Below are 23,287 nucleotides of genomic sequence, written 5' to 3'. Positions count from 1 at the left end.
ATTCCTTTTCGGACGGATAGACGTTATATCAACAAGAAAGCGGTTATTGCTCGCAATAGAGCAAAAACCGCTTTTTTCACCCGACTGTCAGGATTTGTTCAGCCTCTGGAATTCGCCCGGCGAAAGACCTGTCGTTTCCTTGAACACGCGCGAGAAATACTTGGCATCCGGATAGCCCACCTTCCCCGCGATCTCGAACGTCTTCATTTCCGAACGGAGTAGAAGCTCCTTCGCCTTATGAATCCGAATTTCCTTGATGAAGGAGGAGTAAGTCTTTTTCACTTCTTTGGTAAACAAGGAGCTTAAATATTCCGGCGTTATCCGCAGCGAGGAGGCAATCTCCTCCAACGTGATTCCGTCTTGATAATGCTCCTTGATCATCCGGATGGCCTTCTGGAGCGTCGGGCTGTGAGGCAAGGCGACTAGCGAATTTTCGATATCGGAAACGATTCCCTCGGCGATCGTCTCCATCGCAAGGATAAGTTCGCCTTTCGTCTGAGCTTCCATGAGCGCATTAAGCCACTCTTTCTGTCGGTCATAGGAACGCGCATCGCCGTGATATTCCCCTAAGACGCGAAGCGCCGAAGATACGAACCGGACGGATGCTTCGATGACATGTCCGGGATCATAAGCATCCGCCAAACACCCTTCCAGCCACAGCCTGAATATACGCCGCACCTCATCCCTGTTCCCTTCGGAAATAGCTGCTGCCGCCTTGTTTTCGAGGGTGGCGGGATAAGGCAACACTTTGGCTTGGATCTCTCGGACAACCTGGTCATTCAGGTCTTGAGCTTGATTCAGCACGATCGACCACTTCCGGCACTCCTTCAAGCGGACAAGCCCATCCTTCAAGCCGCTCAAATCCGGAATCGTACCCCAGCACAACACCGGCTTCCTCTCCCATGACCCAAACGCCGCCACAACAACCGTTCGCAGCATGGGACCGAATTCCGATTCCGGCGTGCCGCTCTGAACGACGGCCGTTACCGAACGATCCGAAGGCAGATCGAACAGCACAAGTCGTCTATGAGGTCCCGGCATGCGGGAAATCTCCGTTCTGACGGACTGCCTCCTTGTCTCGAAATCATGTCCGAGATAGAAAGATAAAATCTGCAGCGGGATATTCGGCTCAAATCCAATCGCCTGTTCCACCTTCGAAGTTACCGCCGCCTCCGGTCCGTCCTGCAAGGACAAACGGGCGAGCAGCCGTTCTGCATGAACGGCGGGATCACCTCCCGGGTACCCGACCCACTTCTCGATCGCGAGCTCGTTGTCGATTTTGGCCAACGCCGTTCGGATATCGTCCGCCGTAACCGGCTTTTCCAAGTATTCCACTACGCCCATCCGAATGGCCTTCCTGGCATATTCGAACTCGGAGAAGCCGGTCAGGATGACCGATTTGTGGCGAAACCCGGATTCCTTCAACCGCTCCAACATTTCGATTCCGGTAAGCTGCGGCATCTTGATGTCCGCGATGACGAGATCCGGGGTTGTCTTCTTGATGACCTCAAGTCCATCGGCGCCGTTATCCGCTTCCCCTACGACTTCATAGCGGTTATCGATTTTACGGATTAACCGGATGATTCCTTCCCGCGTATTATCTTCATCTTCCACGACGACGATTCTCATCCGGCTTCTCCCCCTTCCGGAACGACAGGCAGCACCAATGTTACGCGTGTCCCTTGTCCGATCTCGCTGCTGATATTGCAGGATGCGCGAACGCCATAATACATGCGAAGCCGTTCCATCACGTTCTGGATGCCAAGACCGCTTCCTTTGCCCGCATGATCCAAGGCTTTACCCGAATTCAATCGTTGCAACGTCACTTCGTCTATCCCCGCTCCATTGTCCTCGATCCGGATAGAGAAGGAACTCTCGTCGACCACTTTAACGGCGATGCGAAGCACCCCGCCCTGCCTCCTTCCTTCGAACCCATGGATGATGGAATTCTCGATGAACGGCTGCAGGAGAAGCTTGTGAATCCTGAAACCGAGCGTTCTTTCATCATGCTCGACCACGCATCGGAACGAGGAGCGGAACCGGTGCTGCTGAAGAAACACATACTGGTTCATCCAGTTCAGTTCTTCCTTGACGGTCACCCACTTGTTGCTGTCCTTGACGCTGTAACGCAGAATCTGGGCAAGACCTTTCAGCATCTGGCTGATTTGGTGCTCTTCCTTCTCGATCGCGATCCAGTTGATCGAATCCAAGGTATTGTACAGAAAATGGGGATTGATCTGGGCTTCCAGCGCCCGGATTTCCGCTTCCTTCTGTTTCTCCACCGCCTGTTTCGTTTCCGTCATCAGCTCGCTTACGGTGTTCATCATTTTGTTGAAGCCGAAAGCGATGGCGGAGATTTCGTCCCGGTTCCCGCTCTCGACCTGTACGTTCAGCACGCCCTGCTGCGCGACCTTCATCGCTCTCACGACTTTCCGGATCGAACGGGTTAAGCTCCCGGATAAATAATAGATCAAGACGCCCGAAACGAGCAGCGCCGCCATTCCGGAGTAGACGCTGAGACGCTGCATCGAATGCATTTCCCGGAACAGCTCGCCCTGATCGATCAAATTGTAAATTTTCAGCCCGCTCTTCTCGTTCAGGTACATATTGCTGATGGTCGAACTTCCCCGGATTTCGGAGATGTTCTTCCCGATGTCCTGCTTGTCCGGCGAAGAAACGACCCGGTCCCGGCTGTCGGTCAGGAAGTTGCGGTTATCGACCTTCCGCTCGTCATGCGATCTGGAATCGGTCAAATTGATCGCCTGCGCCAACACGGATTCGTATACCGTGATGACGGCGACTCCAATCCCTTCAAGGCTTGGCCGGTTCAGATCGCTCAGCTTTCGCGCCAGGTGAAAACCGTACTGCTCCTTATTGTTGATCGTGTCGATCCTGGCCGGCGGAGTGATGACATTGCCGGATGGGAGCTGGATCGCCTCCCGGTACAGCGGCAAGCGGGTCAAGTCGGATATGCCCGTCCATAGATTCTGGTAGGGAGAACCCGTCTGCTGATCGTAACAAATCAAGGTGCCGTTGCTGGTGAAGATTGCGACGCTGCGGATCCCGAATTTCGCGTAGGAGTAGTTGGAAAGAAGATTAATCAGCTTCCTTTTGCTCAATTCCAAGTCCGCTCTAGGGTCGTTGATCTCCTTGACCAATTCGATCACTTCGTCGTTCGTAAAGATTTGAAAGAGGAGGTCTTCATAGGCGCGGAGCGAGGTATCCAAATTCTTCGACGTCTGCAGCAGGTTCACCTGAACGAGGTCGTCGATTTTTTTCTTCATCGCTTCCGTCGAAATGTAATAGGAAATGGTCTGTACGATCAGGACCGGCAGCAAGCTGACAAGCACGAAAGAAACGATCATCTTGTTCCTGAAGCTCCATTTTCGCAACATGATCCGTTTCATCCACCTTCAGCGTGTCGTTTGGCGAGATTCGCAAAGATATAAGCGCTTTCAAAAAGCATCCGAAGAAGCCGGTTCGAACTCGGCTTCTTCGCTTGCTTTCAGTATAAAGGTTGGGGTACGTTTTGATAATCGGTAAATTTTTAAGAAAGGTGGACAAGGATAAAGTGAAGACGTTCCGTATGTCACCTTACCGCTCATTAAATTGGTCGGCGGCTTTTTCAGCTTCAAGAAGCGATTGGTCGTCGATGTAACCCGTATTCGCATTGCTTTTTTTCGCCATTTCGAAATACGCGTCAAGCATTTTTTTGATTCTGTTTAGTCGTGCAACGTCATTCTCGTCTAATTTTGTTTTGTCGGCTAGTTGCCCAACGATGCTGCTCGCCCTTTCCATACGGATCCGAATCTTATTCCATACGGCATAATACTTCCTGTCTTGGGAGAGCGGCCCGTTTGCCCTCAAGCTTGCGTCATTTAGGAGCGCGAAAGCTCGTCCAAACTGAAAGCCTCTGTCAAATTTTACTGTCAGAATATTTTCAATGGAAAAACTTGCCTGAACAAAGTCGTGGCCTAGAAACGAGATATTCTTGCTTAAAATGGCTTCCTCGGCTTGCTTATTCGACTTTATCGTTTTCCATTGATAAATGTTAAAGGCAAGAGACACAAGTAAAATGCCTGCAACAATTTGTGTACTTCTCATGCTGATGAGTTGCAACTCCCTTAAAGGTACCAAGTATGTCTAATTTAGCACGTCGAAAAATAAGAGAATACATGAAACTTTTTCCACAACGCAGATGTTTTCGTCATTCCGACCGTCTATGTTCTTGTCGCCCGACACTAAGCCAAAGGACCAATACGTACGCAGCCGTCAGGTTCAACCATTTTTGTCTAACGACACAAAGATGACTAGAGATTTTATGTTGATTTAGCAATGTGATTAAGTGAAAACAGGTTAACTTTGTGTATCAAGTAAACAATACAAAGTTTAGGGGCCTAAGCTGTATTCCAGTTTGTTTTTTGGCATTGGATCCACCATCTTTAATCTTTACCTTTTCACCGAACAGAGCATTAATTTCATCTTTCTCAGCTTGGCTAACATTCGTTTTGATTTCAACTCTCTCTTCGATGGGATCAACACCAACATTAAAACCTAAATTAGTTTCAGAAAGCTTTTTCACATCGACCGGTCAACCCTATACAACATTGATGCATAAATGAAAATAAAGTTCTTTATTCTATTCCAGCAAATATTCGAGCAGTCCGTCTTGCTTGTCGAATATTTTACGGATATTTTCTTAAAGGAACTCGAAACCGGTTATCCGGATTGTTATGATCGATTGAATGAAGCCATGAAGCAGCGAGAACAACAAGTATTAGCTTTTTATGAAGAAGGAATTCGAAAAAGCATTTTTCATGATATCAATGGCAAGCTGTTAATCATACAGGATGAACTTCTTCGAAGTATGTTTAATGTCAAATATTTAATGACGAACCAATTAACCGTTCAACAAATTTTATATGATTATTATCAATTGAAGAAAATTCAGTTATTTAAACCCGAAAAACTTTCAGCCATTGATGATGAAATCATGATGCCGAAAATTGAGCATATGGCTCAAAAGATTACAAAAAACCTTTTTTGACGTCATTTTTAGGTCTGAGCTTTGAGAGATTTCTGGGATAGCTTCATGAGCAAGATACGGTGCCAGCTGTTATTTTAGCCCCGTCGGGAATGAATATGATTTCATTTTTAGTCGGCGTTCGCTCAAAGCACCTGATCTCCGCGAAAATCCAAGGTAACAGAAAAAAAGAGGTCAGGGCAAATCCCCGACCTTTCTTGTCTTTCAGATGTTACTCCAAGTATCAGAATAGACTCAATTTCGATCTACGCACGGCCTTGTGCCAGATATCCAGAGACCACGTCTGAAGTAAGCCCATACTCGTTATCCCGACGATCAATCCGATTGACTTTATCCCGTCAAGCCTGAAACATCCGATCGATTCGATCGACTTCCTCCTGCGATAGATGCACAGACAACGTCCGTAAGTTGTTCGCCACCTGTTCAGGCTGTTTGGCGCCCGGGATGAGGGCGTCGATGGCGTCCCGAGTCAGGTACCAGGCCAGCACGATGTGCGCTACCTCAACTTGCTTGGCATTGGCAATCTCGCGCAACCGCTCCACCTTCTCCAAATTAGCGACAAACGTCTCGCCCTGGAACATAGGGTGGTTGGCACGCAAGGCGTCCGAGAACGTCGTCTCCTTCGTATATTTGCCGGCTAACAGGCCCGAAGCGAGCGGGACGTAAGGTACGAACGAGATACCATGCTCCTTCGCGTAAGGGAGGATATCCTTCTCCTTGTCTCGCTTGAGTAAGTTGTACCCGTCCTGGACAACATCTACATAACCGTCTTTGTTTGCTTCCCGCAGCTGCTCGATCGAGAAGTTGGAGAGACCGATCGCGCGGATTTTCCCTTCGTCCTTTAGCTTCTTCAACGCCCCGACGGCTTCGTCCTTAGGCGTCTCCGCATCCGGGTAATGAATGTAGAACAAGTCGATGTAGTCGGTCTGCAGCCGTTTCAGACTGCTCTCGACCGCTTCCTTCAGTGCAGTCGGCTTGTTGTCCATGGCTTTGGTAGCGACGACAACTTTCTCCCGCCCGCCTCGTTCCCGGATCACCTCTCCGATGAGCTCTTCCGAGCGTCCTTGCCCATATAAGAAAGCAGTATCCAGAAAATTGATGCCTTGCTCAAGCGCCGTACGCACCACGCCTTTGCCCATTTCATCGTTCATATTCGGAAAAATGTTGTGCCCGCCAACCGCATTAGCACCAAGACCGATCGGATTCACTTTCAACTCCGTCCGGCCCAATCGAATTTGCTCCACCATTTTGCATCCTCCTCAGATCAAATTGTGCTTAACATTTCTTATACAACCTCGCGTTGTGATCTTCTCCGTACAGCTCCGCGATCTGTTCGAAAGTGTATCGCCGCGAAATTATCCCTTGCTCGCTTAGATCTTCGCGGTTGCTGGCTGCTCCGGGCTTACTTCCTTCGGCGCCTGGGTGCGCTTAATGAAGATGCTGATAACCAGCGCAATCACCGCCAGAACCAGGCCGAACAAGAATGCGTTATGCAGCCCCGCAACCATCGATTGTAGCGCTTCTTGCGGCGAAGTGGGGTCCGGCGAAGTTTTCATATAATCTTTCGCGCCCGACGTCATGATGCTGATGAACAAAGCGATGCCGATCGCGCCCGCGACCTGTTGCAAAGTGTTCAGGATGGCGGTGCCGTGCGCATAGAGGTGGCGCGGCAGCTGATTCAAGCCCGTTGTCTGCGCAGGCATCAGGACCAGAGACATTCCGGACATCATGATGACGTGAATGAAAATGATCCGGCCCTTCGTCCAATCCGATTCTATGCCCATGAACAACCAAAGAGCGACGCACATGAGCACGATACCGGGAACGACCAGCACCCGGGGACCGAATTTATCGAACAGGATGCCGGACACCGGCGCGATAATTCCGTTAATAATGCCGCCCGGCATCAACGCCAATCCCGATGCGAATGCGGTCAGCAACAGTACCTGTTGCATAAAGAGCGGTAGAAGGATCATCGTCGAGAAGAGCGACATCATCATAACGAGAAACAACACGGCAACGAGCGAGAATATCGGATACTTGAAAGCTCGAAGATCCCTGCGCTTGCATTTCCTCGATGACGGTCTCTTCATAGGCCCGGCTTCTGCCGTCGCGAATCTCGTCGATTTTAACCGGCCGCCCCGTATGGCCCGATTCGAGAGCGGCGAATACGACGCACAGCGCTTCCTGTCCTTCGACTCCGCCGGAGATCGGCGGTTTCCCTTCCGCGACCGCTTCCCACAGCTCCAGGTAAGCGTGCGCGAAAGGATCTCCGGGAACTTCGGGCGCATACTTACGGACCAACTCCCCGATCGGAATCCGCTCCCCGCCAGCCAAAGCCAGGTGATGTCCGGGACGAAGGCAGCCTTGACTGCCGTAGATGTATAATCCGCCCATTCCCTCGGCATGGACCGCGGTTGCACACATCCAATGCCCCAGAGCACCATTTTGGAACCGGAATACGGTCACGGCCGCGTCCTCTCCCGTCGGCTCGATCGTAATGCCTCCGGCGCTACGCACCTTCTCGTAAATATCCGTATAGGCGAACACTTCATGAATACCTCCGACCATCTCCAGAAAGGCATGCGTGCGGTGAACGCCGTGGTCGTTGATCCAGCCGGCTCCTGCTATCCCCTTCATGTGTCGCCAAGGCGTTCCGGCAAAAAAACCGTTTCCCACGGCGCTTGTGGCATAGTCAAGTACCAGCCGGACGGGACCTATGGCTCCGTCTCGAATGGCCCTGGCCGTCGCCGCGTTGTCCGCGCCCAGCACGCTGGGTTCGGAAACGGTCAGCACGCGTCCGTACCGGGCCGCATCTTTGATCATTTTCCGACCGAAGGAGGGCGAGATGGCCAATGGCTTTTGCATTTGTACGTGCAGGCCTGCGGCAAAGCAATCCTCCGCGACCGTATGGTGAAGGTCGTGGGTGACGAGCACCGTTACCGCGTCCAGATTTCCTTGGGCAAGCATCTCTCTGTAATCCGCATAAACCGCAGGCTTCACTTGAAGCTGCTCCCGGACTTTGGCTGCGAACGCCTCCGCCCGGTTGATGTCGATATCACATACGGCCGTGATCTCCAGGGCTAAACGGCCTTCCATCCGCAGTTCGAATATACCGCGGAGATGAGCGTCCGAAATGCCTCCGCATCCAATGAACCCGAGCTTCATCTTGTATCCTCCTCGAAACGTTTTGGGAGGGCATCCCCTTCAGATAATTCGGTTATAGCAAAGTACCGTATCGAAAAATTTCACTTTCATGCTCCCCTGACTTTCAATTTCATCAGAAGAGGCAAACAAAAGCTCTTCAGGCCACTAACCTGAAGAGCTCGTGCTTCGTTACGAAACGTATTCCGAATCCTTTTTCTCCGGTAACGTTTTGTTTGATCCGACCGGCTTGATCGCCTCGATTCGCCATCTTTGGTTGTCATGATCGTTCCTATCAGCCAGCTTCACCGTTCCGTCGGCTTCAGCTTCCAGCGCTTTACCCGGGTCGCTCTTCGAAACGATCGTTACCGTGCCGTCTTCATGCTCGATCAAGAACCAACGTTGATTGTCATAATTGAGATACGGATACAATTGGACGATGTTCTGCCCCATATCCCAATCCAGCGATTTGTCGCTGCTGGCGGAACGTATCGTATAAACATCGTCGGCGATCTTGTAGTAGATCCAATTCTGATTGATCGATTTTTTATCGGGTTGCTGTACTTTGACTCTGGTTGAGTTGTTTTGATCATCCACGCCTAGAACCTGACTGCTAGACATATTTACAAAACGATAAACTTTCGAATCGATGGGTGTCGCGTTCGTTACGTTCACATTCTGATAATACGCTTTACCGCCGAACACGTTCAGGCCGAAGTATCCTTGTCTATACGTGTAATCGGTAACATCGATCACCAGATTGCCGTCAAAATAAACTTGAATATGCGGGCCTGAAGCAACGATTTTCGCATGATACTTCCGGCCTTTCTGCAGAAACTTCGGCACTTTGGCTAAGATTTGCCGATCGTCGAATTGTCCACCCGCTTTGTAGAATAGCCGGAGCAACCGCAAATTCGGATCGACGTTGAAATAATAGCCATTGGAGCCATCCGCGCTCGCCCGGAACAAGATCGATCCGGCACCGCCGTCCTTCGAGATCATCAGGTCGGCCTCATAGGTGAAATCGGTTGCTTGATTGCCCGACATGTAATTCGAATCCTTGTCGAACGCACCGCGGATCCCATCTAATGTAGGAACCCACTGCGATGCGGGGTAAACGTTCCATCCGCTCAAATTCGTCGAGAAGGATCCGACAATGACATCCATGGATCGGCTAACCGCGCCGTTCGCTGTTTTGACCGTAATGGTTGCCGTCCCCGAAGAAACGGCCCGCACTCTCGCGCTATTGTCGTCCGCTCCCTGCACCTTCACGACTTTCGGATCGCTCGTTTCCCAGATCAACGATTTGTCGAGCGCCGTATGGGGCTCCGCATGGGCATAAACACGCCGTTCGTCGCCGACTCCGAGTTCCAGTAATCGGCGGTCCAGCACGATTCGCTGCAGGGTATTACCGTCTGGCACCGAACTTCTCCATGTATTTTTCAAGGAATACACGTGCAACGATTTCACGACAACCGTTCCGCCGGATGCATAAAAGCTCATCCCGCTGCGAGCGGAATCCGGCAGGATGATGTCGGAAAAGACCGCCGCCCCGCCGTTGCCGAATACCTCTAAAGAAGATTCATCCACAAAAATGTGCATTTTGACGACTCCGTTGACGGGTTGCACGGCCGCCTCATGCAGCGTCGTGAAATTGGCGGTAAAATCCGTTCTGCCGGAAGCCGACCGATCGACGAACATCTTATTATCGGTACGCCGGTAGCCGACGACCGTCTTCTGTTCTCCGCCTTCCCGCAGCCTGAAACCGAATTCGGAAGCCGCGCCGGAATCGGGGAGCTGGAGCTCTGCAACAATTTCGTATGCCGTTCCAGAGACCGTTCCGAGGATGTTGCCGGATTTCGGCGATACCGAGACATCTTTTACCGTGAAATCGGTTCCGCGCAAGGAATCGAGTTCGCTTACCGGATTCTGCGCAAGGACGATGTTGCCGTCCACCGTCTTCAGCGACAGCTCGCGGGGAATCGTCATTTGCCCTTTCCAACCGTCGGTCGGGAAGCTGAACGGATAATCCCAGTTCGTCATCCATGCCAGCATGATGCGCCGGTTATCCGGGGCGTTGTAGAACGACATCGAAGCGTAGAAGTCTTTCCCGATGTCCGTTTGCAACACTTTGCCAGGCGGATTGTCATTGACGAATTTCCCTTCCGCCGTTACCTGACCCACGAAATATTCCGCAGACGAACCTTGCGTAGCCGGATTGCTGCCGGTACTGATCATCAGCACCCATTTTTTATGGTCCGCATTCCCGTCCACCGCAAGCTGGAACAAGTCCGGGCACTCCCAAACCCCGCCTCGTATATAGGTGCCGTATCCGAAGTTGTCGGTCCACGTCCAATGAAGCAAGTCCGTCGATGTAAAGAAGCGAATGTGGTCCCCGCCCGATACCACCATGATCCAGCGGTCGTTGTCTTCGTCCCGCACGACTTTCGGATCGCGGAAATCCCAATCGCCGTTTAAGCCGCCCGGGTTGGGCACTACGGCGTCGTCCCCGTAATATTCCCACGTGCGTCCTTTGTCTTTGCTGTACGCTAGCCCGATCTTCTGATTGCCGCCCCGCTTATCCGGATTGTACGAAGTATAATAGGCAATCAAACCTTTGCCGCCCGAATCCCCGAACAACCCTGAAGCGTTCGTTAAATCCGCGACTGCGGACCCCGACCAGATATGCCCCATATTGTTCCATTGCAATGCAATCGGCATCCGCTTCCAATGTATAAGGTCGGTGCTGACGGCATGGGCCCATTGGCCTCCGTCCTGGTGGAACAGATGATATTCACCTTCGAAGTACACCAGTCCGTTCGGATCGGCGGCCGATCCTCGCGCCGGTGAATAATGGTATTGCGGCCGGTACGTTTCATCGTAATAATCGCTGTACGGCGTAAGGTACACATTCTGAAAATAGGCGGTCCCGTTCGTCACCGTCAATCCGGCGTACCCGCTCGAAAAGTCGGCATCCTCCGCTGAGATCCTCTTCGCTGAATAACCATCGACATAAACCGTTATGTTCGATCCTTCCGCCGTTATTTCGATATGGTGCTTCTTTCCCGCTGCCAAAGGAATGCCGGATTCCGATTGGATTTCGGTTTCGGCATCCCCGTGTTTTTTGAGTAATGTGACGGTTTGAGCGCTCGGCTGTATCCGAAGAATATATCCGTTCGTTCCTTCCCGGTCGGAACGGAACATCAACCCTGCGGCTGCTTCCGGCATAGAGGAATCGACGGTCACGTCACCCTCAAACACGAAATCGTTTGCCACACTGCCTGCGATGCGAGTCGCCTCCGCGTTCGCGGTTCCGACCCCTTTGACACCGTTCAGATTCGGCGTCCAATCGCCGGTTGACGTCCAACCGTTCAGATTCGACGTCAAATCGCCAATCCAGATGTTTTGGAACTGAACCGAACCGTTAAACGCATGAAGACCGAGCCGGCCATGGCTGTATTCTCCGTCATCCGCAACGATCAACGGATCGTATTTCCCGTCAAAATACACTTGAATATGCGACTGTTCCGCCTTGACACGCAAATGATAGATCTGATTCGCGGCAAGCGTCACGTTCTTCTCGATCCACAGCCGATTCGGATGCCGGTCATTCGCATCCAGCAAACGAATTTTCTGAGCCTTTAGATCCAGCTGCACCATATAGGCGTTTCGTCCGCTGTCGTCGGATCGGAAAATAAGCGAGCCAACGGCATTCTGGCTTTTCAGCATGAGATCAGCCTCGTAATTCAGGTCATTGCTCTTCGTTTCCGACAAGGCCATCACATTCGCGTCCGACGAGAGCAGCATGCCTTCCTTATCCGAAGTTACCGAACCGCTTTCCCGTTTTTGCCACCCGCTCAGATTGCTGTTCACTCCAGGGAAACTTGCTTTCAAATCGTTGACGAAGATGTTCTGGAACAGCATCGAACTGTTCCAAACTTGAAGCCCCAAGTAGCCACCGGTATAAGCGGTATCGTTCGCCTCGATTACCGGGGCAGCGTTGTTTCCCCAGTAGACTTTGAGCGTCGAGCCCACCGCCTTCATTTTCAGATGGTAGGTTTCGTTTGCCGCAAGCGAAACGCCGTACACGCCCAGTTCCCGGTCTCCGTTCGCATCCTTCAAGCGAATCCGGCTGCCTCCCGGATCGATCTGCAGCATATAGGAGCCCCATCCGTTGTCGTTGGAGCGGAACACCAATGCGCCTACCCCGCTGAATTGGCGAAGGGTCACGTCCGCTTCATACGTAAAATCTTCGGCAGTCGTTGTTGACAGCGCAAAGAAATTGCCGCCGGACGTGAGCTGCATCCCGTACGTGCTGTTCGTTACAGTCCCCTCATCCCCCGACGTCGCCCATCCGCTCAAGTTCGTAATCACATCTGGGAAAACCGCATTCAAATCGCGGACGATGATGTTCTGAAACCGCATCGAGCTATTCCAGACTTGAAGGCCCAAATAGCCTCCGCTATAAACGGAATCATTCGCTTCGATCACCGGGGCAGCGTTGTTCCCCCAATAGACTTGAAGCGTCGAGCCCACGGCCTTCACTTTCAGATGATAGGTTTCGTTGACCGCAAGCGAAACGCCGTAAACGCCCAGCTCCCGGTCTCCGTTCGCATCCTTCAAGCGAATCCGGCTGCCTCCCGGATCGATCTGCAGCATATAAGAGCCCCAACCACTTTCGTTGGATCGGAACACCAATGCGCCTACCCCTTGGAATTGGTGAATGGTCACATCCGCTTCATACGTAAAATCTTCGGCAGTCGTTGTCGACAGCGCAAAGAAATTGCCGCCGGACGTGAGCTGCATCCCGTCCGCACCGTTCGTTAACGTCCCGGCATCCCCCGACGTCGCCCATCCGCTCAGGTTCGTGTTTGCGGTTTGATCATTCGGAGTTGTGGATTCAGGCGTCATGATGATGTTCTGGAACAGCATCGAGCTGTTCCAAACCTGAAGGCCCAAGTAGCCTCCGCTATAAGCCGTATCATTCGCCTCCATCACCGGGTCAGCATTGTCCCCCCAGTACACTTGGAGAGTCGACCCCACCGCTTTCACTTTCAAATGATAGGTGGTGTCAGCCGCAAGCGAAACGTTATAGGCATCCAGCCCCCGGTCATTGTTGGCATCCTTCAAGCGAATCCGGCTGCCTCCCGGATCGATTTGCAGCATATAAGAGCCCCAGCCGCTGTTATTGGATCGGAACACCAATGCGCCTACCCCTTGGAATTGGCGAATGGTCACATCCGCTTCATACGTAAAATCTTCGGCAGTCGTTGTCGACAGCGCAAAGAAATTGCCGCCGGACGTGAGCTGCATCCCGTCCGCACCGTTCGTTAACGTCCCGGCATCCCCCGACGTCGCCCACCCGCTCAGGTTCGTGTTCGCCCCAGTACCATCAGCCGCAGCTCTTGAAGCGTTGCCTGTCCATAAAATCGGTATGGCAACCATCATCGCGAGCATGAGTTTCAACCAACAATGCACTCGATTTTTCAAGACAGCCATCCTCTCCCCGTTCGTCAGTCCTCAATGAGTTTATTCCTCAGGCCAGATCGATTTCATTTGCCAGACATCAAGCTTCTCCATCACGGCTGCGCCCTTGCGTGCGAATAGACGAACCGCATTGCTTGACGGGTCGGGATAGATACGGTTCGTGATCGTGACTCGGCCATCGCCCGCGAACAGTTCCACGGACGAGCGGTCGATAAACAAATGCAGTTTGACCCGGCCGTCTTCCATTGTCGACAGGAAAGCTTCGCTGACGCCTCCGTCACCTGCGCCCGACCGGCTCCGGTCCATCGTCAGCTTTCCGTCCGCCGGCCGGTACTTGACTTCCGTACATTCCGAACCGTCCTCCGAACAACGGACCTGCAAACCGAATTCCGCTTCATCGGATGTTGCCGCTTGGAAGATCGCGATCATCTCCAAAGCGTCGCCTTGAATTTCAGGCAGATTGACAACCGTATCTGCGTCGATCCCGAGTCTGCCGACTGCTGTATGTTTCCCGCGAAGATCGGCAAGCTCGGGCACAGGCTGCATGAGCAAGGTCCCGTCTTCGGCCAAAGTCAACAAACGCGGAATCGTCATGGCACCCATCCATCCTTCCGCCTGCTCCGGCATCCGGGCTCCCCAAATGTTCATCCAGCCGAACAGAATTCGTCTGCCGCGGCTGTCAATCATCGTCTGCGGAGCATAGAAATCGAAGCCGTAATCGAGTCGGTCATGGTGCCGCCGATGGAACCGGCCGCTCTCGTAATCGAAATCTCCCGTCATATAGAGCGTTTTGGTCGCGCCCATGTTCATCGGGGATACGATCAACACGTGCCGGCCTTCACCGCCCAAGGGAAACAGATCCGGACATTCCCACATATCCCCCATCGTTCCATCGCTTTCCGTCGCCACACCGGCATAGCGCCATTCCCGCAAGTCGTCGGAAAGATACAGCAGAGCTTTACCCAACCCGTCTTTGCCGTACCCGACGACCATGTACCAGACATCGCCATGCTTCCAGACTTTCGGATCCCGGAATCCGAAGCAATCCGCCTCGGGTGGACCCGGAATGACCGGTCCAGCGGCATTTTTCGAGAAATGCACGCCGTCGGTGCTTGTCGCCAGGCATTGCACTTCCTCCGGATCCCTGCCGTCTACATGCCCGGTATAAATAAGCGTAAGCACCCCCTCATCATCCACCGCGCTTCCCGACCAGCAGCCGCCGCCGCCGAACTCGACGTATTCATAGGGCTCCGAAGGCGCAAGCGCGACCGGGAGATGCTCCCAGTAGACCAAATCCCGGCTTCTGGCATGGCCCCAATGCATAGGCCCCTGCTTCGGCTGATACGGATCGTGCTGATAGAACAGATGGTATTCGCCGTTCCACTGGATCAACCCGTTCGGGTCGTTCATCCAACCCGCCGGCGGCATCATATGGTAGCACAGCCGAAATCCGGCGTCCTTTACCTTATCCAATTGTCGCTCAAGCGCTTCGTTTGCAAAAACAATTCTTTCCTCGTGAATCCTATTTTTCTGCGTTGCGCTCATGTTGCCCATTCTCACCTCTCCTATTGTTCAGACGATCCTGACGAAACCACGGCGGCGCAAATCGTTTGCCGATCCAGACAGTTCCTCCCACATTACCGTTATGTTACCGAACTCGCCGGACAAAAGATTTCAATCTGTTCGGTTTCACATTTTCAATATTTTCGTGCCGCAACGAAAAAAAACCCGGGAACCCCCCGGGGAAAGAACAAACTTATGATCGCGCGCACTTGTCCCGGTATTCTTTGGGACTTATGCCGTAAAACTTCTTGAATGCGGTGCTGAAATAACTGGAGCTAGAATAGCCGACAAGCGTAGCGATATCCGTCAACTTCAGCTCATTCTCCTCGAGCAGCCGAGCGGCTTTCGTCAGCCTCAGCTTCGTTACGTAGTCGCTGAAGGTCATACCGGCCGTTTGCTTGAACAGCCCGGATAAATACGTTTCGTTCAGATGAAACATCTCGGCCAGGAAAGACAGCGTCAATTCATAAGAGTAGTGTTCGTCCACGTAAATGCGTATCGCTTCCCCCAGCTGCTGCCCGTTGGAAAAACGGGTTTTCCTCACCTCGTCCATGACCAATTGCGCCAATTCGTGCAGCTGTTCCAGCACCTGCTCGCGGGATTCGTGACTCCTCACCGTCATCTGGCAGTTCCAGAGGTATTGCTTCAGGGAATCCCCCGCTTCGAACTTCTGGACAATGGCATACAACAGCAGAATGATCCGAAAAGTAAGGAAGGTGAACGCAAACATCGGCGTGTCCCGGTCCGCCGTGAACACCTTCTGAAGGTGTTGGCTGAACGACCGCATATCCAGGCTCTCCAGCGCATGGACGAGCTTGCGCTCCGTTTCCGGTGTGAAAGCGTTCGTCAAATCCATCGTCCGGCGAGCACCATCGGCATGCCCCTCCTCGACGGTGCCTTGGCTCCAAGCTAGCATACTTGATGCATATCCGTTCTTCAACTGTTTCAGCCCATGGATCCGTTCGCCGATTCCAACGACGCAATGGAGCCGAAGATACCGCTTGATATCCCGCTTCAACTCGCGGACGAACCGATCCGTGAACCCGCTGCCCGTCCTTGATCCGTCAAGGCGCACCAGGAAGAAAATCATGGAGGGTTGACTGACGTCCGGGAAACAGTAAATGTGGTTCCATTTGAGCGCGGTTTCCCTGCCGAGGAGCTGAAAGGCAAGATTCAGCAAATCCTTGCGCTCGCTCCATGCTTCCAGCCTTCCCGTCGGCACCCTCATCTCCACGGTGACGAACTGCGCTTGCAAATCATCCGCCGCCAGAGCGGACATTTGCAATTGATGAAGCCTTTCCTTCACCGCAGGCAAGCTGAGCCATTCGCTCTTCACCAGTTGCAGCAACAGCTGCTCCTGTGCCACTCGGACAAGCTCCTCGCTCTTCTTGAGATCCCGCTGCTTTTCCTGGTTCCGGTGCCGGTCTTCTTCCAGCTCCGCCGCGATCTTGGCCATCAATTCGGCCAATTCGCTTCGAACGACGGGCTTAAGCAGGTAATCCTTCACGCCGAACCGGATGGCCGACTTCATGTATTCGAAATCCGAGTAACCGGACAAAACGACCGTTCGGATGTGAGGATACGCTTCTTTGCAGGCTTGCATGAAAGCAATTCCATCCATCACCGGCATGCGGATATCCGATATGATCAGATCGGGCAGGGGATGCTCTCCCAGAAGCCGCAGCGCTTCCTCGCCATTGCTCGCCTCCAGAACAATCTGAAAACCGGCGGCTTCCCAGTTGATCTTCGCCTTAATGCTGGTACGAACGCCCACTTCATCATCGACAATCATGACGGAATAGATTGCAGTCACCCCCTAATCACGGGAAGCCTCAACGTAATGGCTGTCCCCTCATTCGGACGCGATTCGAGCTCCAGCCGGAAAATTTCCCCATACATCAATCGACAACGCGAAAGAACGTTGCGCAGGCCGATGCTTTTACCTTCCGTGTCCAGTATCGCGGCCGAATCGGATCCCCTCGCCACAGACATCAGTTCTTCCACCAGAGCCGGGTTCATGCCGATTCCGTTATCCATGACGGTAAGAAGAAGAGAGTGATCATCAAGTGCGGTTTTCACTCTGACCACGGCAAAGCCATCTCTCTCCAAGCTGTACTTTACGGCGTTCTCGATTAACGGCTGCAGAATGAATTTGGTGATCAACAGATCGTTTGCAGACGGATCCTCCTGAATCGCGACGTCCAGACTGTCCCCATATCGATGCATTAGGATGAACAAATAATCACGCATGTATGCCAGTTCTTCCTTGAGAGGAACCGTATCGCTATGAAGATCCAAGGAATACCTCATCATTTTGCCCAGCGCCTCCGTCGCATCCATGACCAGATCTTCCCGTTTCGTGGCAGCCAAACCGCTGATGAGCTCCAGTGAATTGTAATAGAAGTGCGGATTGATCTGAAGCAGAAGCGCTTTGTACTCCGCATTTTTGCGCCTGAGATTCGTTTCATATTCCGTCTCGATGAGATATTGAAGACGGTGGGTCATGCGGTCAAACACACGGGTGACGAAACCTACCTCGCTGTGCCCGTTACGCACCTGCGGTATAAGGCCGATCGCTTTCGAGAACTCGCTTTTTTCCACGTGCTTCATCGCTTTGGCCATGGCGCTTAGCGGTCTGGTTATGCCGTGCGACAATCGGAAAGCGGCAACAATGACGATGAGCAGAAGCAACAAACTGAACAGCAGCATCGTGCGTCTGATCACATCGATTTTTTGATAGAGTTCACGTTCCGGCACAGCTCCGAGGATGATCCAATCCTGGTCCGGCAGTTTACGGTAGAAGAACAGGAAGTTCTGTCCGTCCTGCTTTTCGGAGAACACGCCCCGCAATCCGCTTTGCGTTTGTTCCGCCAGGTCGGACAGTCCGGACCGGATTACCCCCTCGCTGCCTGCGAGACTCTGATTGAGCACGCTCGCTCCATTGCTCGAAAGCAGAAATACCCGACCGGTATTCCCGAAGCGGATTTTTTCGATTGCATCCTTCAACACGGCTGTCGGATAGTTGATTTTGACAAAACCGATCTCGCGCAAGGACTGAAGATGAACGAGCGGAATCAGAAAGCTGTTGATCTCCCGTTGCATCATGATCTCGTCAGACTGATCCCCGTCTTTGTGAGAATAGGTCCAGCGTGTTTTCCCAAGCTGGAATTGGCGGTACCATTCACTCTTCAGATAGGTGCGATCTTGCGTCCACACTCCCCCTGATTTGTCTGTGAACGCGCTGATCGTAATCTGGTTGGAATTGTTGACCGCAAAAGAAGAGAAAAATTCCCGCAGATGCTGCTTGGCGAGTACACGCTCCTCGATCGTTGAAGAGGCTTTGAGCTCCGCGGCCACCCAATCTTGGGTAATCCGGTTGCTCATGATTTGGGTGCCGATATCCTCGACTTGCGTAAGCAGCGTGGTGACGTGCGAAGCGAATTGATCGATCGTTTGGGAGGTCGATGTCTCGATCGAGCTCTGAATGAGTTTGGAAGACTCGCGGCTGATCACGACAATGAGCGTCACAAGCGGAACGATGAGCAGAATGGAAAAGATGAGCATCAATCGGCTTCGCAGCGAATAGAACACACCATCACCTCAATACGACTTCAACTTCCTTTCGAATTTATTTTAAAGGTTGGGCGAAGGAAAAAATTCTATTATCGTCAGGTCGCTTCTTTTAATATGATTCAACAGATGCCTCCTCGATTTTCTGGATCGCATCAGCCGTGGCATGATCGATGCTGCGTTTGCCGATCACCACTTCCTCAAACATCTTTTTAACCGCTTCGGACATTTGGGGGAAGATCGGCGTAATCGGGCGGGAGCGCCCGAACTTCCGATTTTGGATGACGAAAATATTTTTCGGATAGTCGTTCAGTTCAACGATTTCCTTGGCTACGGAATATCGTACAGGGATGTCCTTCGTGATCGAAACATACGTCTTGGAACCCTCATAGCCAGTGACATAGTTGACGAACTTCCAGGCTGCGTCCGGGTTCTTGCTCCTGGAGGAGATGGCATACGCCCAGCTCCCGTTTGCGACGGCCTGCCTGACTCCCTTCGGCAGTGGCGCGATGTCGTAGTCTTCCCCCAATTTAAAATCGGGAAAATGAGCCGCATAATAAGACAATGACCAGGAACCGTCGACCGTCATTGCCACTTTCCCGTTAGGAAACGGGTCCGGAGGATATTCAAGTGCCGAAACTTTATGCTTGTTGTACAGGTCTGAGTAAAACTGCAGCGCCTTTTTCGTTTCTGGTGAATCCAGATACCCTTTGGATGTTTTTCCGTCGGAACTCATGACCTCCCCGCCGAACTGCCAGATGATCGGGTACTTGAAGTAAGCCGTTGCTCCCGCATTCTGGAACCCTTGCGCGGGGTCGATTCCGTAAACCCCGCTTTCGGGATCCGTCAGTTTTTTTGCGGCATCCAGCACTTGTTCCCAAGTCATAGGTTGTTCCGGATCTTTAGAAGGCAGCGGAATCCCTTTGGCTTCGAACATCTTTTTGTTGTAGAACAGAGCGATCGAAGATTCCGTAAGCGGCGCCATATAAATTTCGTTCTTGTACGTATAGGTTGATAACGTCGATGCCGGAATATCCGTTATATTGCCGTCCGACTTGAAATACGACGTTAGCGGATACAGCGCTTTCGCTTCCGCGTAGGAAGCCATGTTGGGCGCATCGATCGCCATAATATCCGGCGGGTTTCCCGAAGCAATCGAGGTGCGCAGTTTGGTGTCATAATCCGAATAGGGAATGGGAGTCATCTCCACCTTAATTTCCGGATACTTCTTCATAAACCCGGCCACAAGCTGATCATAAGCAGCATTTTCTGCGTCGTTACCCGAGTTTCTCCAGAATGTAAGCGTGATGCGATCTTCCACGGGCGGCTTATCCGCAACCTCTGAAGGCTCTGACAACTTATCGCCATCTGTCGAAGAGCAACCTGTGATCATTGCCGCTGCAAGAAGCACGACAAGCGCAACCGTTAAGAATCTGTTTATCACTAAGACAACCTCCATCGGTGGATCTAATGCAAGTCATCACGTGTTGGAATGAAATCGGTTCCAAGACGTTTGTTAGGATTATATCACATGTCGAAACTTATCGGAGTAGAGAGTACATTCTCCACTTTTGTTTAACCCTCAATTATTTTCAACTTCTTGACAGTCCAATGTCTAGTGGGGAGCTTAATTAAAACGGCTGCGCCGTCCTCTGACAAAGAAAAAAACGGCCCGGATGGTGCAGACAGCATCATTTGAGGCGATTACATCAACAAACTGCAAAATATGGTGCGCACAGCACCATCTGAGGCGATTACTCCTGCAAACTGCCAACTATCGTGCCATCTTCGAAGATGCACGGCCGCGTTAAGCGGAGTTTTTTCCAAGTACAGAAGTTCTCAATGCTTTAGCGAAAATAACTGTCTGTATATGTAAAAAAAGTAAAAGGAGAACTTTCGCCCTCCTTTTACTTTTTTTCAGTTTTCTAATCTACCGTTGAAGGATGAAAAGGACATTCTGCGGAGCTTCAATTCGCTTCTGCCGAATTCTCCCGCTTCGAAATGAAGCGTGATCTGTTCGTTTTCATCAATGGCCCGATTCTTTTCTTGCCTATACAATTGCAGGAACGGTTCGGCGGCCGAGTCTGTCAGGCACGTGCGCTGACTTCCTTTGTCCTTCCGATGATCCTCGATTTTGTAATCGCCATGCTCTTCGGTTACACAGACAATGGATATTTGAGTCAGATAGGAGTTTGTTTCCGCTCCAATCGCTTTCAATCGGGAATCGGCGATTACGCATAGCGCCCGACGATGCGAGCCGCAGGCAAAAAGCCAGTTCAGTATCGTTAATATATTCGTGAACGAGAGAGAGCCCGACTGGCCGACAACGAGCGGAAAGACGCCGGTCAGGTTTAACTCGTTTCTTATCTTGGAGCACCCGATCATGCCAGGATCGGGATTCGTTTGGTGACAATAACATAGCAGGTCTATTTCTTTTACGCGCTGCATATCCGCGCTCAATAACTGAACGATCCGCTCCCATAACGGTTGCCTCCGATCGCTTATGAACGCTTCCGCATAATGGATTGAGATATACATTTCCGTTTTGTTCAAATCGACCACTTCCTAATCATACCGATGCAATGAACATCCATAATAACCCCCGAAGCCAACGGTTACCGTTAAATAATAATCGCCTCGCTTCAGGAAACCGTTCTTGACCGCATGATCGATGTTGTGCAAAATATCGGTATTGTGGATATGCCCTTCCTCTGACAGTGTCTGCGCATAAAACTTTTCCAAAGGAAAGCCTAGTACTTGAGCAAAAGTGTTCCACGTCTGCAGTCCCAGATTCGTGCAGAAAATAAGTGCGATGTCGCGAATACCCATGCCGCAATCGCCAAGCACCGTCCTCACTACCTGCCGGATTCCCAGGTAAAAGGTTGAAAAATATAACTTGATCCGCTCCGGTGCAGCGTCGTAAAGGAGTCCGTCGACTTTCATCCTCGTAGTGAACACTTGTTGACCCTCGCCATGACGCTTCTGGTATAAAGCCGCGCTGGCACCGTCGCCATAAATCATGTATGAATCGCTCCGGTGGTTCGAAGCCTTCGCTTTGTCGGCGGTAACGAACAGAATGGCCTCATCTCCCCCTCGACACGCCGCAAAAAAAGCTTCTGCCAGGCGGAACGACAAATGCACGGTCGAGCAGCCGTATTCCTCCAATGGAATAACGGGAACCTGTTCCAGACCGAAATGGCCAACCAAGCTTGCAAACAAATGGCGATCCGATTGATCTCGATTCGTCACGCAAGCGAAAATGATCGCCGCAATCCGAATCTCCCTTTGCGATGCCCGGCTCAGAATCGGAGTGCATGCCGCGCCGATCATCTGCTCCAGACTAAGCGACTGCTCGACGGGAACAAGCTCAAAACCATTGCCGCGATAGGCGGATTCGCTCATCCAAAAATCGATGCCGTCATCCTTCACCTGTCGGATCGCGTCCTCGGTCGTGATGCGAGAATGCGGAATATAGACCGAATGATCAATAATCGAGAATAAAGGATCACGCATCGTGACTCGCTGGCTTGCGAAAATGCAAGATCTTGTACTTGCGCTTCCCGCTTCGCATGTCGTCGTATATGGGCGTTCCCGGAACGCCCATCGTACTTATGATCTCTTCGTTCATTCGGTCGGACCCGCCGAACGCGGCCAACCGATTCCGCAAAGCAAGATCGCTTGAACGAAGGGCGTTATCCGTAATGTCGCGCGATTGCTGAAGCTCAAAGCCCAGATTGCGCAAATAACGCTCTCCTTCCTCGAACTTCTCTGCCGCCAAGTCGTCAGCATAGACGAACATGCCGCCCGGCTTCAATACCCGGTAGACCTCCATGTAAAAGGAATCAATGTGCGGATAAAGATCGGACGATTCAACATTCAGCACGATATCGCAGCACTCCGTACCGATCGGAAGCTCCTCTGCGTCTCCCACGAAGAAATAAGAGTGAGGATGCCTGTTGTTCGTCTGACAGAACGCAATGTTCGCCTCTGTCAAATCAAGGCCCACCACGCTGCGCGGGCTCCAGCTCTTGAAAAGTTCGCGGACGTTGCCGCCTCTCCCGCATGCTACTTCCAATATATCCATGCCGGTTAGATCCAGGCCGTTTAAGATCTCCTTCAACAAGCGGATCGAGTTGTGATTGACGCCCGCCGTCAGGACGGAAGCCGTATCTTCCTCAGCGGCATAACCCCAATTGATAAACTTGCAGAAACGGGACAAGCCGTTCTCCTCCAGAGCCTGATGAAAAGCGGTGAACATGCGCTTGACCTCGTCTTTGCGCGCGGCTGCCCCGTTCTCCCGCTCCGGCGAGACGGACAGAAGGCAAGGCGCGCCGCTTGCAAGAACCTCATAGCGGGCAGCGCAAACGAGACACTGCAGCTGCACTTCCGTTTCCTCCAGCCGATGCTTGCAGCGGGGACATACTAAAGCTATTCCGACTGGCGGCCACCGTAAACTCATGGATAGACCCTCCTGCATAT

15 protein-coding genes and 1 pseudogene are annotated in these 23,287 nt (G+C 52.1%); 1 reads left to right on the top strand and 15 read right to left on the bottom strand.

Annotated elements, in window-relative coordinates:
• Positions 1 to 87: 87 nt before the first annotated feature.
• From GE107_RS24995 to GE107_RS24980, 4 genes are all read right to left on the bottom strand, one after another.
• Positions 88 to 1,629: a response regulator transcription factor gene (locus GE107_RS24995; protein WP_219644303.1), complete on the bottom strand. Its 1,542-nt coding sequence runs from the start codon at positions 1,627 to 1,629 to the stop codon at positions 88 to 90.
• Positions 1,626 to 3,395: a cache domain-containing sensor histidine kinase gene (locus GE107_RS24990; protein WP_219644301.1), complete on the bottom strand. Its 1,770-nt coding sequence runs from the start codon at positions 3,393 to 3,395 to the stop codon at positions 1,626 to 1,628. Before GE107_RS24990 ends, GE107_RS24995 begins: the two co-directional genes overlap by 4 nt.
• Positions 3,396 to 3,594: 199 nt before the next feature.
• Positions 3,595 to 4,104 (bottom strand): hypothetical protein, encoded by a 510-nt coding sequence (locus tag GE107_RS24985; protein ID WP_219644299.1) that lies wholly within the window; start codon positions 4,102 to 4,104, stop codon positions 3,595 to 3,597.
• A gap of 265 nt (positions 4,105 to 4,369) precedes the next feature.
• Positions 4,370 to 4,582, bottom strand: coding sequence for a hypothetical protein (locus GE107_RS24980; protein ID WP_219644297.1), 213 nt, complete (start codon positions 4,580 to 4,582; stop codon positions 4,370 to 4,372).
• Positions 4,583 to 4,669: 87 nt separating this feature from the next.
• On the opposite strand from GE107_RS24980, the gene GE107_RS24975 reads away from it, so the two are divergent.
• A complete protein-coding gene (locus tag GE107_RS24975) occupies positions 4,670 to 5,047 on the top strand; it encodes a hypothetical protein (RefSeq protein ID WP_219644296.1) in 378 nt (125 codons plus the stop codon).
• 335 nt (positions 5,048 to 5,382) lie between these two features.
• Here GE107_RS24975 and GE107_RS24970 read toward each other — a convergent pair whose 3' ends face one another.
• The 11 genes and pseudogenes from GE107_RS24970 to GE107_RS24920 all read right to left on the bottom strand — a co-directional run bounded on the left by GE107_RS24970 (position 5,383) and on the right by GE107_RS24920 (position 23,267).
• Complete coding sequence (locus GE107_RS24970) at positions 5,383 to 6,291, bottom strand: aldo/keto reductase (RefSeq protein WP_219644294.1); 909 nt, start codon at positions 6,289 to 6,291, stop codon at positions 5,383 to 5,385.
• Between the two features lie 123 nt (positions 6,292 to 6,414).
• The gene (locus tag GE107_RS24965; protein ID WP_370636530.1) at positions 6,415 to 7,137 is read right to left on the bottom strand and encodes an MFS transporter; all 723 of its coding nucleotides are present in this window, start codon (positions 7,135 to 7,137) and stop codon (positions 6,415 to 6,417) included.
• A 43-nt stretch (positions 7,138 to 7,180) separates the two neighbouring features.
• Positions 7,181 to 8,212, bottom strand: a pseudogene (locus GE107_RS24960) (Gfo/Idh/MocA family protein); the annotation flags it as partial.
• Positions 8,213 to 8,380: 168 nt separating this feature from the next.
• Complete coding sequence (locus GE107_RS24955; RefSeq protein WP_219644289.1) at positions 8,381 to 13,678, bottom strand: 3-keto-alpha-glucoside-1,2-lyase-like domain-containing protein; 5,298 nt, start codon at positions 13,676 to 13,678, stop codon at positions 8,381 to 8,383.
• Between the two features lie 39 nt (positions 13,679 to 13,717).
• Positions 13,718 to 15,229: a glycoside hydrolase family 32 protein gene (locus GE107_RS24950; protein WP_219644288.1), complete on the bottom strand. Its 1,512-nt coding sequence runs from the start codon at positions 15,227 to 15,229 to the stop codon at positions 13,718 to 13,720.
• 202 nt (positions 15,230 to 15,431) lie between these two features.
• Positions 15,432 to 17,051 carry a response regulator gene (locus GE107_RS24945; protein WP_370636529.1) on the bottom strand — a complete coding sequence of 540 codons (1,620 nt, stop codon included), beginning with the start codon at positions 17,049 to 17,051 and terminating at the stop codon, positions 15,432 to 15,434.
• Entirely contained in the window at positions 17,048 to 18,829 is a 1,782-nt protein-coding gene (locus GE107_RS24940; protein ID WP_219644286.1) for a cache domain-containing sensor histidine kinase, read from the bottom strand. Before GE107_RS24940 ends, GE107_RS24945 begins: the two co-directional genes overlap by 4 nt.
• A 91-nt stretch (positions 18,830 to 18,920) precedes the next feature.
• On the bottom strand, positions 18,921 to 20,219 hold the full coding sequence (locus tag GE107_RS24935) for an ABC transporter substrate-binding protein (protein ID WP_370636528.1): 1,299 nt from the start codon (positions 20,217 to 20,219) through the stop codon (positions 18,921 to 18,923).
• Between the two features lie 506 nt (positions 20,220 to 20,725).
• The gene (locus tag GE107_RS24930; protein WP_219644284.1) at positions 20,726 to 21,361 is read right to left on the bottom strand and encodes a hypothetical protein; all 636 of its coding nucleotides are present in this window, start codon (positions 21,359 to 21,361) and stop codon (positions 20,726 to 20,728) included.
• 12 nt (positions 21,362 to 21,373) lie between these two features.
• Positions 21,374 to 22,321, bottom strand: a complete 948-nt coding sequence (locus GE107_RS24925) for a 3-oxoacyl-[acyl-carrier-protein] synthase III C-terminal domain-containing protein (protein WP_219644282.1) — start codon at positions 22,319 to 22,321, stop codon at positions 21,374 to 21,376.
• Positions 22,314 to 23,267 (bottom strand): class I SAM-dependent methyltransferase, encoded by a 954-nt coding sequence (locus GE107_RS24920; RefSeq protein WP_219644281.1) that lies wholly within the window; start codon positions 23,265 to 23,267, stop codon positions 22,314 to 22,316. The genes GE107_RS24925 and GE107_RS24920 overlap by 8 nt, the downstream gene beginning before the upstream one ends.
• Positions 23,268 to 23,287: the final 20 nt, after the last annotated feature.

The sequence above is a fragment of the Cohnella sp. CFH 77786 genome, from assembly GCF_019400745.1.
Classification (GTDB): Bacteria; Bacillota; Bacilli; order Paenibacillales; family Paenibacillaceae; genus Cohnella.
The sequence above is the reverse complement of the archived record's forward strand: the minus strand, read 5'-3'. Positions and strand labels throughout refer to the sequence as shown.

What these genes read in the sequence shown, in the direction of transcription:
- GE107_RS24970 (WP_219644294.1), bottom strand. Translation starts at nt 6,291, where the DNA reads ATGGTGGAGCAAATTCGATTGGGCCGGACGGAGTTGAAAGTGAATCCG.
- GE107_RS24925 (WP_219644282.1), bottom strand. Translation starts at nt 22,321, where the DNA reads ATGCGTGATCCTTTATTCTCGATTATTGATCATTCGGTCTATATTCCG.
- GE107_RS24950 (WP_219644288.1), bottom strand. Translation starts at nt 15,229, where the DNA reads ATGGGCAACATGAGCGCAACGCAGAAAAATAGGATTCACGAGGAAAGA.
- GE107_RS24920 (WP_219644281.1), bottom strand. Translation starts at nt 23,267, where the DNA reads ATGAGTTTACGGTGGCCGCCAGTCGGAATAGCTTTAGTATGTCCCCGC.
- GE107_RS24965 (WP_370636530.1), bottom strand. Translation starts at nt 7,137, where the DNA reads ATGAAGAGACCGTCATCGAGGAAATGCAAGCGCAGGGATCTTCGAGCT.
- GE107_RS24995 (WP_219644303.1), bottom strand. Translation starts at nt 1,629, where the DNA reads ATGAGAATCGTCGTCGTGGAAGATGAAGATAATACGCGGGAAGGAATC.
- GE107_RS24985 (WP_219644299.1), bottom strand. Translation starts at nt 4,104, where the DNA reads ATGAGAAGTACACAAATTGTTGCAGGCATTTTACTTGTGTCTCTTGCC.
- GE107_RS24990 (WP_219644301.1), bottom strand. Translation starts at nt 3,395, where the DNA reads ATGTTGCGAAAATGGAGCTTCAGGAACAAGATGATCGTTTCTTTCGTG.